Genomic DNA, 15,085 nt, shown 5'->3' with positions numbered 1-15,085 from the left:
ATGATTAAATCATTGATCATTGCAGCTGCCGCTCTAACTATGAGCGGCAGTTTTGCACAAGCACAAACTATGATTCAGAAGAATAATATTCAACTGAGCAGTGACCTGATGACACCGGAAGCCCTTTGGGCCATGGGACGTCTAAGTGGTGCAGCAGCATCCCCAAATGGCAAACAAGTTGTTTATCAGGTAAGTTATTATAGCGTTAAGGAAAACAAGAGCCATACGATCCTATATATCCAGGATATCAATGGTAAGAACAAGCACCAACTCACAACCGACGCCAAGAGCGAAAGCGATGCAGCCTGGATAGAAGGCGGTAAGAAGATAGCCTTTATCCGCGAAGGAGAAATCTGGAGTATGAACCCAGACGGCACCGATCGCAAACAACTCTCTAAGACAGAAGGCAGCGTAGAAGGATTCCGTTTCTCCCCAGATGGTACTAAAGTAGTATACATCAAGAGCATTCCATATCATGGAACGATCAAGAAGAATCCGGACGACCTACCATTGGCTACCGGTCGATTAGCAACCGATATGAACTACCGTCACTGGGACCACTATGTAGAAAGCATCGCCCATCCTTTCGTAGCCAATGTCACAGCAAATGGTATCGGCGACGCAACAGATATCCTTGAAGGAGAACCTTACGAGAGTCCGTTAGCCCCATTTGGTGGCATCGAACAGATTGCCTGGAGCAATGACTCCAAGCAAATCGCCTACACCTGTCGCAAGAAGGAAGGCGTACAATATGCCATTTCTACCGATGCAGATATCTATCTTTACGATATCGCCACAAAGACTACCAAGAATCTTTGTAAACCTGCAGACTATAAAGAGCCAGCGATAGACGCGACCAAGAGTATGCGAGAGCAATCCGTCAACCATCAGAACGGCGACTTCAATGTCGGCTACGATGTAAATCCAAAGTTCTCTCCGGATGGCAAGTATATCGCATGGCAAAGTATGGAACACGACGGTTACGAGAGCGACCTCAACCGTCTCTGTCTCTATGAGATTGCTACAGGAAAGAAGACATACCTTGTCAACAAAAACAATTTCGATAGCAATGTCGACGAATACACATGGTCTAACGACAGCAAGAGCATATACTTCCTCGGCTGCTGGCATGCATGCGTAAACGTTTATCAAGTTTCACTCAATGGTACTGTTAAACAGTTGAGCGATGGCTGGTACGATTTCGGAAGTGTACAGACATTGCCAGACTCTAAGAAATTATTAGTTTCTCGCCATTCAATGCTTCAGCCAGAAGATCTTTACATTCTCTCTATCAACAAGGTAGAAAAGAAGAGCAAAGTAGAACAGATCACAAACGAGAATAAAGAAATCCTCAATCAGCTAGCTAAGCCAACACTAACACAGCGCTGGGTAAAGACAACCGATGGCAAAGAAATGTTAGTATGGGTAATCCTCCCACCTCATTTCAATGCAAACAAGAAATATCCAACCCTACTCTATTGCGAAGGAGGTCCACAGAGTCCGGTATCACAGTTCTGGAGCTACCGTTGGAATTTTTACATCATGGCAGCACATGGCTATATCATTGTAGCACCTAACCGCCGTGGTCTTCCTGGTTTCGGAAGTGAATGGAACGAAGAAATCTCAAGCGATTGGACCGGTCAATGTATGAAAGACTATCTCAGTGCTATCGATGACGCTACCGAGAACCTGCCATATGTAGACAAAGACCGTTTAGGTTGTGTAGGTGCCAGTTTCGGAGGTTTCTCAGTATACTATCTTGCAGGTCATCACAACAAGCGTTTCAAAGCCTTCATCGCTCACGACGGAGCATTCAACCTAGAGAGCATGTACACCGACACAGAAGAAGCATGGTTCTCAAATTGGGAATATGATGATGCATACTGGAACAAGGATCAGACAGCAGCAGCGAAGAAGACCTATGCAAATAGTCCACACCTTTCTGTAGGAGAATGGGACACCCCTATCCTCTGCATCCATGGCGAAAAAGATTATCGAATCAACGCCAACCAAGGCATGGGCGCTTTCAATGCAGCACGCATGCGCGGTATCCCAGCAGAGTTACTTATCTTCCCTGATGAGAACCACTGGGTATTGAAGCCACAGAATGGTATTCTTTGGCAACGCACCTTCTTCAACTGGCTTGATCGCTGGCTCAAGAAATAAACACAAGAGCAAGTCCAATCATCAAACTAGGACTACCAAATGACTTAATAAAAAAGAAAATAAAATGACAGAAGAAATTAAAAAGACATTGCGAGACTCAGCGGCCCTTCGTTGGACAGCCCTCTTGCTACTGGCACTTGCCATGTTTTGTGCCTACATTTTCGTAGACATCCTATCACCTATTAAAGACCTGATGCTATCAGAGCGAGGTTGGGACTCTACAGCATTCGGAACCATGCAAGGTGCCGAAACTTTCCTCAACGTATTTGTATTCTTCCTGATCTTCGCAGGTATCATCCTCGACAAGATGGGCGTCCGCTTCACAGCACTCCTCTCCGGAGCTGTCATGCTCGTAGGCGCATGCATCGAATACTATGCCATCAGCGAGTCCTTTGATAACAGTTCACTTGCAAGATGGTTCACCAACAACCTGAACTACATTCCATGCTTCGACGAGTTAGGAGTATCACCATTCTACGATGGAATGCCAGCATCAGCCAAGTTTGCAGCCATTGGATTCATGATCTTCGGTTGCGGTACCGAGATGGGCGGTATTACCGTATCACGTGGTATCGTAAAATGGTTCAAAGGTCGTGAGATGGCATTAGCAATGGGTTCAGAGATGGCATTAGCCCGTCTCGGTGTTGCCACCTGTATGATTTTCTCACCATTCTTTGCTAAGCTCGGCGGTACTATCAACGTAAGTCGTTCTGTAGCATTCGGTGTTGTCTTACTCTGCATTGCACTTATCATGCTCGTAGTTTACTTCTTCATGGATAAGAAGCTCGACGCACAGACCGGTGAAGCAGAAGAGAAAGACGACCCATTTAAGATCAGCGACCTCGGACAGATTCTCTCATCACAAGGATTCTGGTTGGTTAGTTTACTCTGTGTACTCTATTACAGTGCCATCTTCCCATTCCAGAAATATGCAGTAAACATGCTCCAGTGCAACCTCTCATTCACAGAAGTTCCAGCAGATAGTTTCTGGGCATCAAGTTCTGTTACCATCATCCAGTATGTCATCATGCTCGTTGTCGCAGCAGGTGCTTTCGCAAGCAACTTCCAGAAGAATAAAGTGATGAAGACCGTCCTCATGGTATTATCTATTGCAGCACTTGTATGCTATTGCTATATGGGTTATATGCGTCAGTCAGCAGAGAGTATCTTCGCAGTGTTCCCACTCCTCGCAGTAGGAATCACACCAATTCTCGGCAACTATGTCGACCACAAAGGTAAAGCAGCATCAATGCTTATCCTAGGATCATTGCTACTCATCTTCTGCCACCTCACCTTTGCCTACATACTCCCAGAGTTCAAAGGCAATCAAGTAGGAGGTGTCATCGTAGCCTATGTCACAATCCTAGTATTAGGAGCATCATTTTCACTGGTTCCGGCAGCCCTCTGGCCATCAGTACCAAAATTGGTAGATGCCAAGATTATCGGATCAGCATACGCACTGATCTTTTGGATTCAGAACATCGGTTTGTGGTTGTTCCCACTACTCATTGGTAAAGTTCTCGACAAGACCAATGTTGGTGTTACCGACCCTACACAACTGAACTACACATGGCCACTGATCATGCTAGCAAGTCTTGGTATTGCAGCATTCATCATCGGTCTATATCTCAAGGTCGTTGACAGCAAGAAGCATCTTGGCCTTGAAGAACCAAACATTAAAGATTAATACACATTATCATATCAAAGACAGATGCCTGCAATAGTGGCATCTGTCTTTTTTGTATTCTCAACTATGCGTCGCTGGACAGTTCTTTTTCTCGTGGCCATCATCATGATGATGGGATACATCTTTTGGGACATTGTATCTCCCCTTGCCACACAACTCAAAGCCCCTCTTTCAGAAGGAGGTATGGCATGGACTGCAACAGAATATGGATTCTATGCAGGAAGTTATTCCATCCTGAACATTTTCTTGTTGATGCTATTCTTCGGAGGAATCATCCTCGATAAGTTTGGCATTCGATTCACAGGATTACTGGCTACAGGGAGTATGTTCCTTGGAAGCATCATCAACTATCTAGCCATCACCATGATTTCCCCCCTTGAAGAAGTCAACGTATGGTTTACCATGTTTGGGTTGATTCCCGAACATGTCAAGGCACAAGTACTCGTAGCAGCACTCGGATTCGGTCTCTTCGGCATGGGATGCGATATCACGGGTATCACCATCTCCAAGATTGTCACCAAATGGTTTACCGGTCATGAACTAGCATCTGCCATGGGCGTACAAGTAGCATTGGCCCGCTTAGGAACAGCCAGTGCCATCAGTATATCCCCTATCATCGCCCAGCATTTTGGGATATCAGCCCCAATACTTGCCGGTTCCGCCATCCTTGCCATCGGTTTATTCCTCTTCATCGTCTATTGCATCATGGACAAGAAATTCGACGATAACAGTCAAAAGGAAACAAAGGCCGACCAAGAAGAAGGATTCCACCTCCACGACATTCTCGCCGTACTGCGCAATCCGGGTTTTTGGCTTATAGCCCTAATCTGTGTATTTTTCTACAGTAGCATCCGTCCCTTCATGAAGTTTGCTACCGACATACTAGTTAACAAATATGCCATCAACAGTGTCACCGCCGGATGGGTAGTATCCATCATCCCCTACGGAACCATTATACTGACCCCACTTTTCGGAACCATCTTTGATAAAAGTGGCAAAGGAGGAATCCTAATGGCAATAGGATGTGGCATCCTGACATTAGGACATATCATGCTCACCCTTCCAACCCTAAACGCCACATGGATATCAACCCTCATCATGCTCATGATAGGTATAGCGTTTTCACTTGTTCCCTCAGCATTATGGCCAAGTATTCCAAAACTCATTCCACTCAAACAGTTAGGCACAGCCTATAGCATCATCTATTACATTCAGAATCTAGGATTGATGCTTGTCCCTATTTGGGTAGGCGATGTCATCGACAGAAACACATCCTCATCAGGCACCGTCGACTACACCCATCCTATGTTCATCTTTATCGGATTTGGAATTGCCGCAACCATAACGGCAATCATCCTCACATCAAAAGAGAAAAGGACTACATGAGCCCTTTATAAATCTCTACTAACGTTGACAACTGACACAAACGAGTATCTATCAAATCCATTTGAGCATCAAGCGCATCACGCTCACTGTCTAGAACGTCTAGATAGGTAGCCCGATTATTCATATACAACTGTCGGGCCACCTCCACAGACTTCTGCAATGTAGTACACTCATCCTCCTTCAGACTGAAATATCTGTTCAGATTCTGAATCTTCGCAAGTTGCGTACACGTCTGAGAATACGCCGAAAGCAACGTTTTATCATAGTTATAAAGAGCTTCCAACTGCAATGCAGTAGCCTTCTGATAATTCGCCTCTATCGCCTTCTTGTTAATCAAAGGAGCCGTCAATCCCCCTACGATGCCAAAAGCCAGAGACTTTGGTAAATCCAAGAGATATTTCGGATTAAAGGCATCAAGACCTAAATCAGCAGATATGTTAAGTGATGGCAAGAACTCCTTTCGCGCAGCCTCAACATCCCAATTGGTAGCCTTGAGCTGATGTTCCGCCTGCATCACATCAGGTCGGTTCAACAACAGTTTGGAAGGAACTTCCTTGGCTATCTGAGGCAGATTCAGCACATACCACTTTCCCTTATCCCGATGAACAGCACAAGGATATCTCCCCAATAACAAGTTGATAGCATTCTCACGTTCTACGATCTCCTGTCTTAAAGAGAACTCATTCGAAGAAGCCTTCGCCAGTTCAGCCTTGAACTTCTCCACAGCCAACTGCGTATCGGCATCAGCCTCCTTTTGAATCTGAGCCACCGCAACTGCCTTTTTCTGTAGTCCAATATAACGATGAATCAAATCAAGTTTATTATCAAGAGCAAGCAACTGATAATAATTCTCAGCAACATCAGCGATAAGCTGTGCCGTAATCATCCTTCTACCCTCTTCCGTTGCCAGATAGTTCTCCAATGCCGACTTCTTCTGAGCACTCAATTTCGACCAAATATCGACATTCCAATCCAACTGTACACTCGGATGGAAATCTGTCATGACATCAGGAATCTCATGCTTATCCGTAAGCATCGTTCCCACATTACCGGCACCTTCACTCGTATACCTTCCTACCTTATTAGCACCAATACTCATGCCTGCCGATATCGAAGGCAACAACTGTCCCTGTTGAAAGAGAATTCCACTGCGGGCAACAGCCAACTCCTGAACCGTGATTTTCAAATCCTGATTATTCTTCAGAGCAGTATCAATAAGACTCGTCAAATCAGCATCATTAAAAAACTCACGCCATGGCAACTGCACGGTCTGTCGCAGACTATCGTTTGCCGACAATGGCAAAGTCGCTTGGGCTACCGATTGAGTTGCAACACCCTGAGGAGTCTTGCATGCCCCCATCAACAAACATGCAAGACACATAAACATATATATTCTAATCTTCATGATTAACCTTTTTATGATTGTAGCTTTTATCTTTCTGTTCACTCAACGGTTTTTCACGCTGATAATGTACGATCTTATCCGTTAAATTAGCAAAGATATCATATAAACTTGGGATGAGGAGGAGTCCGCACAAAGTACCCACAAGCATACCACCAATAGCAGCAGTACCTATAGTATGATTACCTACCGCACCGGCACCCGAAGTAAAGACAAGTGGCAACAGACCGACCACAAAGGCGATACTCGTCATCAGAATAGGACGGAAACGTGCCACAGCACCTTCGATGGCAGCCTCACGGATACTCATTCCCATATTCTTTCGTTGTACAGCGTATTCCACCATCAACACCGCATTCTTTCCCAATAGACCGATAAGCATCACCAACGCGATCTGTGCATAGATATTATTCTCCAGTCCACTGGCTTTCAAGAAGAGGAATGCACCGAAGATACCGGCAGGCAGACAAGTGATGATCGGCAAAGGAAGGATGAAATTCTCATACTGTCCAGCCAATATCAGATAGACGAATCCCAGACAGATGATAAAGATGATGATTGCCGTATTTCCCTGAGCGACCTCATCCTTTGATATTCCCGCCCAGTCATAATCATATCCACGAGGCAACGTCTGTGCTGCCACCTCATCAATAGCCTTGATGGCCTGACCACTCGAATAACCAGAAGCCGGTAAACCCGTCACCTCTGCAGAATTATAAAGATTATGACGCGTAATCTCACTCATTCCATAAGTTTTCTGCAATGTCATGAAGTCAGCATAAGGCACCATCTCACCCTGATCATTCTTCGCATTCAACTTCAGCAAATCCTCAGGGAAAGCACGATACTGTGGAGCAGCCTGAACCAACACCTTATACGGTTTACCAAATCGGATAAAACCGGTTTCATAATCAGAGCCTACGAGTGTAGCCAAATTGTTCAGTGCCTTACCTGGAGCAACCCCCTTCTGCAAAGCCATGTCATCATCCATCTTCAACATATACTGAGGATAACTGGCCGAATAGAAAGAGAAGGCACGACCGATCTCCGGACGCTTGTTCACCGCATCGACAAACTCCTTGCTCACACGCTCCATCTCATGATAATCATTCTTTCCCGACTTGTCGAGCAATCGGAGTTCAAAACCACTTGTAGAACCATATCCCGGTATCGAAGGCGGTTCAAAGAAATTGATATCAGCCTGTGTGATCTGTTTGCATTTCTTCTCCAAATCGTCCATAATCTCCTTGGCCGTACGCTTTCTGTCCTTCCAATCTCGCAGGTTGATCAAACAACTACCCGTGTTGGCACTCGTTCCTTCCGAGAGAATCTCGAAACCAGCCAGAGAAGACACACTCTCTACACCTTCTTCACGTTCCGCAATTCTCATCACCTGTAATGCCACCTGATTGGTACGTTCTATCGTAGAACCCGGTGGAGTCTGGATTTCAGCATAGATCATACCTTGATCTTCCTGAGGAATAAATCCGGACGGCAGATTCTTATCAATCAGGAAAGCCAATACACAAAAAGCAAGAATAGCCGTCATCGTCCAAGCCTTGTGCTTGATCGTATGTTGCAACAGCGACTGATATTTATCGCTACCCTTATTGAAGCCCCGATTGAATTTTGCGAGGAATCTACCGATAGTCCCTTTCTGAACATGGCGTTCCTGTTCCTTAGTAAGGATAAGCGCACACAAAGCCGGAGTCAAAGTCAATGCGACAAATCCAGACAGCAGAATACTCGATGCCATCACGATAGAGAACTGGCGATAGAACATACCCTCAGGACCACCCATGAAAGCGACAGGGATAAACACCGATGCCATCACTAACGAGATAGCAATGATAGCCCCACTGATTTCTTTCATTGCCGCCTGTGTAGCCTCGAGCGGCGCTAAATGTTCACGTGCGATCTTTACGTTCACGGCCTCTATCACCACAATTGCATCATCCACCACGATACCGATAGCCATCACAAGGGCAAAGAGTGATATCATGTTGAGCGTGATATTGAAGAAGAGCATTACCGCAAAACTACCCAATAAAGATACCGGCACAGCCAACACCGGAATCAGAGATGACCGCCAGTCACCCAAGAACACAAACACGACAATCGCAACCAAGAGGAATGCCTCAAACAACGTATGTATGACCTTACTGATAGAAGCATTCAAGAATCTGCTGATATCATAACTGATCTCATAGTGCATTCCCTTCGGCATATCCTTCTTGAGACGCTCCATAGTCTTCTTCACCTGAGTGATCACATCACGCGCATTACTACCATAAGCCTGTTTCAAGGTAACGGCAGCCGAAGGTCGACCGTTCAACGTAGAGTAGATATCATACACCTCACTACCCAAATGTATATCAGCCACATCCTTCAGACGAACCATCTGTCCATCGCTATTACTCTTCACCACAATATTACCATACTCTTCAGGAGTGGTATATCTGCCCGAATATTTCAACACATATTCCTTGGCCTGAGGCACCATACCACTACTCTCTCCTATTCTTCCCGGTGACACCTCGATATTCTGATCTTCCAACGCGTCAGCGATATCATCCGCCGACAGTCCGTAAGCCGTCATCTTATCCGGTTTCAACCACACACGCATCGCAAAACTTCGAGTACCCAGAATATCCAGATCACCCACACCGTCCACACGTTGCAGTTCCGGTGAGATATTAATATCAAAATAGTTAAAGAGGAATTCCTGGTCAGCTTTCGGGTCATCACTATACAAGTTGATATACATCAAGATATTAGGTTCCTCACGCGAAATTCTCACACCCTCCTTGATGACCTCAGGAGGCAACTTATTCGTAGCCGCCGACACACGATTCTGCACATTGATCGCATCGACATTCGGGTCAGTACCAAGTTTAAACACCACATTTATCGAAGCCTCACCATCGTTACCGGCATCACTCTCTATATACTTCATTCCCGGAACACCATTCAGCGCCTGTTCCAGAGGGATCACCACCGACTTGATCGTCAGTTCATTATTAGCTCCCGGATAACTGGCCGTAACATTCACCTTAGGAGGCGAGATGGAAGGATACTGCGTAACCGGCAGGTTAAACAATGAAATGATACCAATAAAAACGATAACCAGTGATACGACGATAGCCAACACCGGTCGACGGATAAATATCTTGAACATATTAGTCTGCTGTTAATTGAAACGATTTCAGCACCTCACGTGCATCTTTGAATCGTACTTTTACTTTTTGGTCATCTTTAACCTTCTGTATACCATCCACAAGGAATCGGTCTGTTGTAGAGAGACCACCCTTCAGGATATATATACCTCTCTTCTCGGCAGCGATCTGAATCTCACGCGAATGCAATATACCGGCAGCATCTACCACAAAGACATACTTCTTATCTTGAAGTTCATACACAGCCTGTTGCGGAATTATCATCGCATGAGGCATCGGTTTCTCTATACGAATATTACCGGTTTCCCCATTTCGTAAGATCTGACGGACATTCGGAAACTCTGCCCGAAACGATATATTACCCGTCGTATTATCAAATTCGCCGTCAATATTGCGAATATATCCCTTTGCCGGAAAATCCTCTCCATTGACAAGTACCAACGTAAGTTTCAGATCACGATATTTCTCCGGATGCATCTGATAATCCAGATATTCAGGTTCCGATACATTAAAATAGGCATACATCTTATCATTATCCGATAAACTTGTCAACAGATCGCCATCATGCAGCAAACTACCTATCTTATTAGGAATTCTACCGATAATTCCGGAGAACGGAGCACGTATCAGAGACAACCTTCTACGCGTCTGCGCCAAGCGATAATCCGCCACAGCCGACTGATATTTAGCCTGAGCCATCCGTTGCGCATTACGCGAAACAATTTTGTTGACCGTCAGTTTCGACACATTCTGCAGTTCGATACGTGCCTGTTCCACGTCAGCATGAGCCTTCGCTACCTCCTCGTTCGCCCCGACGACAGCAATTTTGAAGAGAGGTTGTCCCGCCTTCACGCGTTCACCCTCTTCGACATACACCGCCTGCAAGACACCATCCTGCTGACTTCGAATCTCAATATTCCGTTGCGACTGAATATTTGCTACATACGTCTGAGGTATCGATATTGTCGTTACCTCAGCATTTGTAACGGTATATTCCACTTGCTCACCATTGCCAGCTTTCTCCGACTTACATGCGCACATCATTCCCATGAAAAGCACAAGATAAATCCAAAAGTTCCTTTTCATACATTACCTTTTTAAAACTGGGGCAAAAGTATATTTTTAATAAGAAGTAAAGTATGAAAACAGATTAGAAAACTCTCATTAAAGGTTTAAAAAATATTATCCCCACCATCAGAATTCCACAAAGAACACCGTTCCCTTTCCTTCGGTCGAACTTACTGAGATCTTCGCACCAAATCTCTCGAAGATACTTTTCGCTAAGGCCAGTCCGATACCTTTTCCGGACACCTCGCCCGTATTCGAAGCCCGATAAAAAGGTTCAAAGATATGCTCTCGGTCAGCCTCCGGTATTCCAATTCCCCGATCCTCTACCATGAGCACCTTATTATTTATAGAGACGACAACAGTATGACCTAACGAATATTTTACGGCATTGCTCACAAGATTATGTATCGCGATACAGAGCAATCCCACATCAACCTTTACCGTAAAGTCCTCGACAACTCGGAGCTGCACCTTATCCTTACATTCCCTTTCCACTACCGATGCCATACTCACCTGTTGCCAATCCGAGTCGTCAAACCTACCATTACGAGCATGCGAGAACTGCAACAACTCTTTCATGATGATGATAATACGTTGCGTCTCATGTGCGATACGCTGCAACATACCTTTATATTCTTCAGGCTGATAATCCTTCATCAGGGCCACCTCACATTCCCCCTGTATCGCCGTCAACGGATTATTGATTTCATGCGAAGCATTGTTCACAAACATCTTTTCCGTCTGATAGTCCTGATCGATTCTATTGAGTACACGCGAAGCATAAAGTCTACTGATCAGAAAGAGCACGAAAGCAGAAACCACGATGAGTACCAACAGCCCCCATACAAGCATTTCGTTGATATCATCAATAAAAGGATTTCGACTCAATACGATGACAGCAAAAGTTCCGGTATTATCATAATACACGAAACTTGTGCCCACCCCTTCAGGAGTTTCAAAGTCCACGGTCTCATTATCCAGCAACCGTTTGATTTCCTTTTCGTTAAGATACTTACGCAACTGCGCCTTAGCGCGAAACAGATCAGAGAGATTGATAAAGAGCTCTTTCGATGTAGGAATAGAACGTTTGCGCCGTAACACCACATTTTGATATCTCACCACATCCAATTCATCCTGTGAGAATTTCTCCTCGGCCACAGCATGTGCCTTCTCTTCAAGATAGTCGAAGTAGATACTCTTCGTATTGTTCGAGGCACAGAAATAGAATACAAAGGCTGATATCAATACCAGTCCTATCGTGATTCCCGAATAGATAAAAGAAATCTTATTAGCTATTTTCATTTTTCCTAAAACAATAACCCGTTCCTACGACCGTATGAATCAATTTGGCATCAAAGTCAGCATCTATTTTTTGTCTGAGATAACGTACATACACATCCACGACATTCGTATTGGTATCAAAATCCTTATCCCATACATCCTTCAGCAACTGCCTACGTGACAAGTCCTCACCTTCATGCTCCATCATATATTGCAAAAGGCGCAACTCCTTGATACTCAAATCTATCGTCCGATCACCACGCAATGCCTGATGCGAAGCAATATCCAGCTTCAGGTCACCACAAGTCATCACACGCTCCGTATTAGCTCCCGACCTACGGAGCAACGCCTCGATGCGAGCCATGAGTTCCATAAACATGAAAGGCTTCACGATATAATCATCCGCTCCGGCATGTAAACCGTCCACGATATCATTCGTCGTCCCAAGGGCCGTAAGCATGAGCACAGGCGTACGATACCCGAAGGCATCCCGAATACGCCGGCACACCTCGAGTCCCGACAATCCCGGCATACGGATATCGAGCATCACCAAATCAAAATTATTTTCCTTTTCCAGGAGCCACCAAGCCTCATCACCATCAGCCGCCACCGTCACCTCATAATTGAAATTCCGGAGTCCACGGCTCACGAAGTCAGAGATATTCTCCTCATCCTCCGCCATCAGTATCTTTTTCATACGCTAAAGGTTTACATTTATGTGCAAAGATACATAAAATGTTTATTCCATCATCATTTTGCCAACACATATATTGGCGAACGTTGCACACCCGTCTTATTCAAGATACCCTTCTCTACGAAATAAGTCAACCATTTACGAGCCATATAATTACTCAGTCCATATTCCAGATGGAGTATACGCGTATTCACATAACTATTCTTATCTACTTCTTGTTTGACGATATCGAGCATTTCCTTCTCCGTATAGGATTGGGAAAGTGAAGAATATCTTGACTTACTAAACTTAGCCTTTTGTGCGACCTTCTGCAAGAAGCTCTTATCAGGACGGAACGAGATATTACGAACACTAAAATGAGGAGCTTTAGCATCTTCCACAGAAGAACCTTCAGGCAAATCATTTTTCAGGGAAACCTTAAAATGTCCGATTTCCGGCAGATAGAAACACCCATTCTCTCCCAACATCTCAGCGCCGACATCAGAAGTAGCACAATAAGTAGCCATGATATCACCTCTTGTCAACGTACAACTACTTGAAATCTCCTCTACTAATTCTTTCTCTGTATTAGCATGCTGATTACGGACACAAACAAACTTTCTGTTTTCACCTTTTCCTTCAGAATTTTTAATTTCTCGTATTTCTATTTCCATTTTATTATCCTTTCCATAAATATAACGTAAGGATTCCGTATTATACTACAAAGGTACAAAGAAATATCAGAAAGCCTAATCTTTATCGGTATTTTTCTCAGAAATGTAACTGCACGGGACCAATAACATTGTGATAAACTCGTTGGTTTATTACATGTACCACGGCCGTGGTACAACTGTACGTCGGCCGTGACACAACTGTGCGACGGCCGTCGCACACGTATACCACGGCCGTCGCGCACCAAACGAAACTACATTTTCACAATAACACACCCACATTTTATCACCAATTTTGTTATGTTATAACAATTCGAGTATAACAAAAATTTCATGCTATGACATCTATAAAAATAAAGTTTAGACCTTCTATAATCGAAGGCAAAGAAGGATGTATCTACATCCAGATTATTCATAACCGCGTAGTTCGTCAGTTAAATACAGACTACAAAATATATGCACATGAATGGGACGCAGAATCAGAAAGCATCATTACAGAAGGCAATCGCTCCAATATACTATGCAGTATCAAAGAACATTTAGAATGGGACACCGCTCGTTTGAAAAGAGCCATCAAGCAACTAGAAACCAACAACCACCGATTCACAACGAATGATGTAATAACCACATTCCACCGGATAACCAAGGAAACATCCCTTTTCTCCTTCATGCATGATGTCATCGCCCAATTAAAACAATTGGGAAAGATACGTACATCCGAAACCTATACCGCCACACTCAAGAGTTTCATGGTATTCCGTAAAGAACAAGACATACCCCTTGACGGCATCACCTCAGACCTCATGCTCCTTTACGAAGCACATCTAAAAGCAAGAGGAGTACGTATGAACACCATATCCTTCTATATGCGCATCCTTCGTGCAGTCTATAATCGTGCTATAGAGAAAGAACTCACCCCACAGAACAACCCCTTCCGTCACGTCTATACCGGAATCGAGAAGACCGTGAAACGAGCCATCCCCATCAAAGAGATCAGGGTTCTGAAGAAACTGGACTTATCGTTAAAACCATCATTGGACTTTGCCCGTGATATGTTCTTGTTCAGTTTCTGCACAAGAGGAATGTCCTTCATAGATATGGCCTACCTCAAAAAGTCAAACTTAAAGAATGGCATTCTTACCTATCGGAGAAGAAAAACAGGACAAGAGCTCACCATCAGATGGGAGAAATGCATGACGGAAATCATTGCCAAATACCCCCAAAACGAGACCGACTATCTTCTCCCAATCATTAGGAGACAAGGCAATGAGCGAAAACAATATGACAATGCCCTTCATCTAGTCAACTACCATTTGAAAGACCTCTCTGATATATTAAAACTTCAACGACCATTGACCATGTACGTGGCACGTCACTCATGGGCAAGTGCAGCCAAGGCAAAGAACATCCCTTTGTCTGTGATCAGTGAAGGAATGGGCCATGATTGCGAAGCAACGACACAGATTTATCTTGCATCGCTGGAAACATCTGTTGTTGACCAAGCCAATAAAATGATACTCGAATTGTTGTAAACAAGGATATGTTTAGCAAAAATCTCATTCTCTTCCTAAGAGA

Annotated in this window: 10 protein-coding genes; 4 read left to right on the top strand and 6 right to left on the bottom strand. The window is 44.4% G+C overall.

Going from position 1 to position 15,085, the window contains the following annotated elements:
• The 3 genes from K333_RS0110460 to K333_RS0110450 all read left to right on the top strand — a co-directional run bounded on the left by K333_RS0110460 (position 1) and on the right by K333_RS0110450 (position 5,239).
• Positions 1-2,166 carry a S9 family peptidase gene (locus K333_RS0110460; RefSeq protein WP_027452680.1) on the top strand — a complete coding sequence of 722 codons (2,166 nt, stop codon included), beginning with the start codon at positions 1-3 and terminating at the stop codon, positions 2,164-2,166.
• Between the two features lie 64 nt (positions 2,167-2,230).
• On the top strand, positions 2,231-3,853 hold the full coding sequence (locus K333_RS0110455; RefSeq protein WP_024990523.1) for an MFS transporter: 1,623 nt from the start codon (positions 2,231-2,233) through the stop codon (positions 3,851-3,853).
• A gap of 24 nt (positions 3,854-3,877) precedes the next feature.
• On the top strand, positions 3,878-5,239 hold the full coding sequence (locus tag K333_RS0110450) for an MFS transporter (RefSeq protein WP_027452679.1): 1,362 nt from the start codon (positions 3,878-3,880) through the stop codon (positions 5,237-5,239).
• Here K333_RS0110450 and K333_RS0110445 read toward each other — a convergent pair.
• The 6 genes from K333_RS0110445 to K333_RS0110420 form a co-directional block, all read right to left on the bottom strand.
• Positions 5,232-6,644 (bottom strand): TolC family protein, encoded by a 1,413-nt coding sequence (locus K333_RS0110445; protein WP_027452678.1) that lies wholly within the window; start codon positions 6,642-6,644, stop codon positions 5,232-5,234. The genes K333_RS0110450 and K333_RS0110445 overlap by 8 nt on opposite strands.
• Positions 6,634-9,819, bottom strand: a complete 3,186-nt coding sequence (locus K333_RS0110440; protein ID WP_027452677.1) for an efflux RND transporter permease subunit — start codon at positions 9,817-9,819, stop codon at positions 6,634-6,636. The genes K333_RS0110445 and K333_RS0110440 overlap by 11 nt, the downstream gene beginning before the upstream one ends.
• Before the next feature lies 1 nt (position 9,820).
• The gene (locus tag K333_RS0110435) at positions 9,821-10,903 is read right to left on the bottom strand and encodes an efflux RND transporter periplasmic adaptor subunit (protein WP_024990522.1); all 1,083 of its coding nucleotides are present in this window, start codon (positions 10,901-10,903) and stop codon (positions 9,821-9,823) included.
• Between the two features lie 108 nt (positions 10,904-11,011).
• Positions 11,012-12,187 (bottom strand): sensor histidine kinase, encoded by a 1,176-nt coding sequence (locus tag K333_RS0110430; RefSeq protein WP_024990521.1) that lies wholly within the window; start codon positions 12,185-12,187, stop codon positions 11,012-11,014.
• Positions 12,174-12,863 (bottom strand): response regulator transcription factor, encoded by a 690-nt coding sequence (locus K333_RS0110425; protein ID WP_024990520.1) that lies wholly within the window; start codon positions 12,861-12,863, stop codon positions 12,174-12,176. The genes K333_RS0110430 and K333_RS0110425 overlap by 14 nt, the downstream gene beginning before the upstream one ends.
• 53 nt (positions 12,864-12,916) lie before the next feature.
• Complete coding sequence (locus K333_RS0110420; protein ID WP_024990519.1) at positions 12,917-13,513, bottom strand: HU family DNA-binding protein; 597 nt, start codon at positions 13,511-13,513, stop codon at positions 12,917-12,919.
• A 335-nt stretch (positions 13,514-13,848) separates the two neighbouring features.
• Between K333_RS0110420 and K333_RS0110415 the strand changes: the two genes are divergently transcribed.
• On the top strand, positions 13,849-15,042 hold the full coding sequence (locus K333_RS0110415) for a tyrosine-type recombinase/integrase (RefSeq protein ID WP_024990518.1): 1,194 nt from the start codon (positions 13,849-13,851) through the stop codon (positions 15,040-15,042).
• Positions 15,043-15,085 lie beyond the last annotated feature (43 nt).

The organism is Segatella albensis DSM 11370 = JCM 12258, from assembly GCF_000426565.1.
In the GTDB taxonomy this organism is placed as follows: Bacteria; Bacteroidota; Bacteroidia; order Bacteroidales; family Bacteroidaceae; genus Prevotella; species Prevotella albensis.
The sequence above is the reverse complement of the archived record's forward strand: the minus strand, read 5'-3'. Positions and strand labels throughout refer to the sequence as shown.

Bases quoted from the DNA above. Each gene is read 5' to 3' on its own strand.
- K333_RS0110450 (WP_027452679.1), top strand. From the start codon at position 3,878: ATGCCTGCAATAGTGGCATCTGTCTTTTTTGTATTCTCAACTATGCGT.
- K333_RS0110430 (WP_024990521.1), bottom strand. From the start codon at position 12,187: ATGAAAATAGCTAATAAGATTTCTTTTATCTATTCGGGAATCACGATA.
- K333_RS0110435 (WP_024990522.1), bottom strand. From the start codon at position 10,903: ATGAAAAGGAACTTTTGGATTTATCTTGTGCTTTTCATGGGAATGATG.
- K333_RS0110415 (WP_024990518.1), top strand. From the start codon at position 13,849: ATGACATCTATAAAAATAAAGTTTAGACCTTCTATAATCGAAGGCAAA.
- K333_RS0110420 (WP_024990519.1), bottom strand. From the start codon at position 13,513: ATGGAAATAGAAATACGAGAAATTAAAAATTCTGAAGGAAAAGGTGAA.
- K333_RS0110460 (WP_027452680.1), top strand. From the start codon at position 1: ATGATTAAATCATTGATCATTGCAGCTGCCGCTCTAACTATGAGCGGC.
- K333_RS0110440 (WP_027452677.1), bottom strand. From the start codon at position 9,819: ATGTTCAAGATATTTATCCGTCGACCGGTGTTGGCTATCGTCGTATCA.
- K333_RS0110445 (WP_027452678.1), bottom strand. From the start codon at position 6,644: ATGAAGATTAGAATATATATGTTTATGTGTCTTGCATGTTTGTTGATG.
- K333_RS0110455 (WP_024990523.1), top strand. From the start codon at position 2,231: ATGACAGAAGAAATTAAAAAGACATTGCGAGACTCAGCGGCCCTTCGT.
- K333_RS0110425 (WP_024990520.1), bottom strand. From the start codon at position 12,863: ATGAAAAAGATACTGATGGCGGAGGATGAGGAGAATATCTCTGACTTC.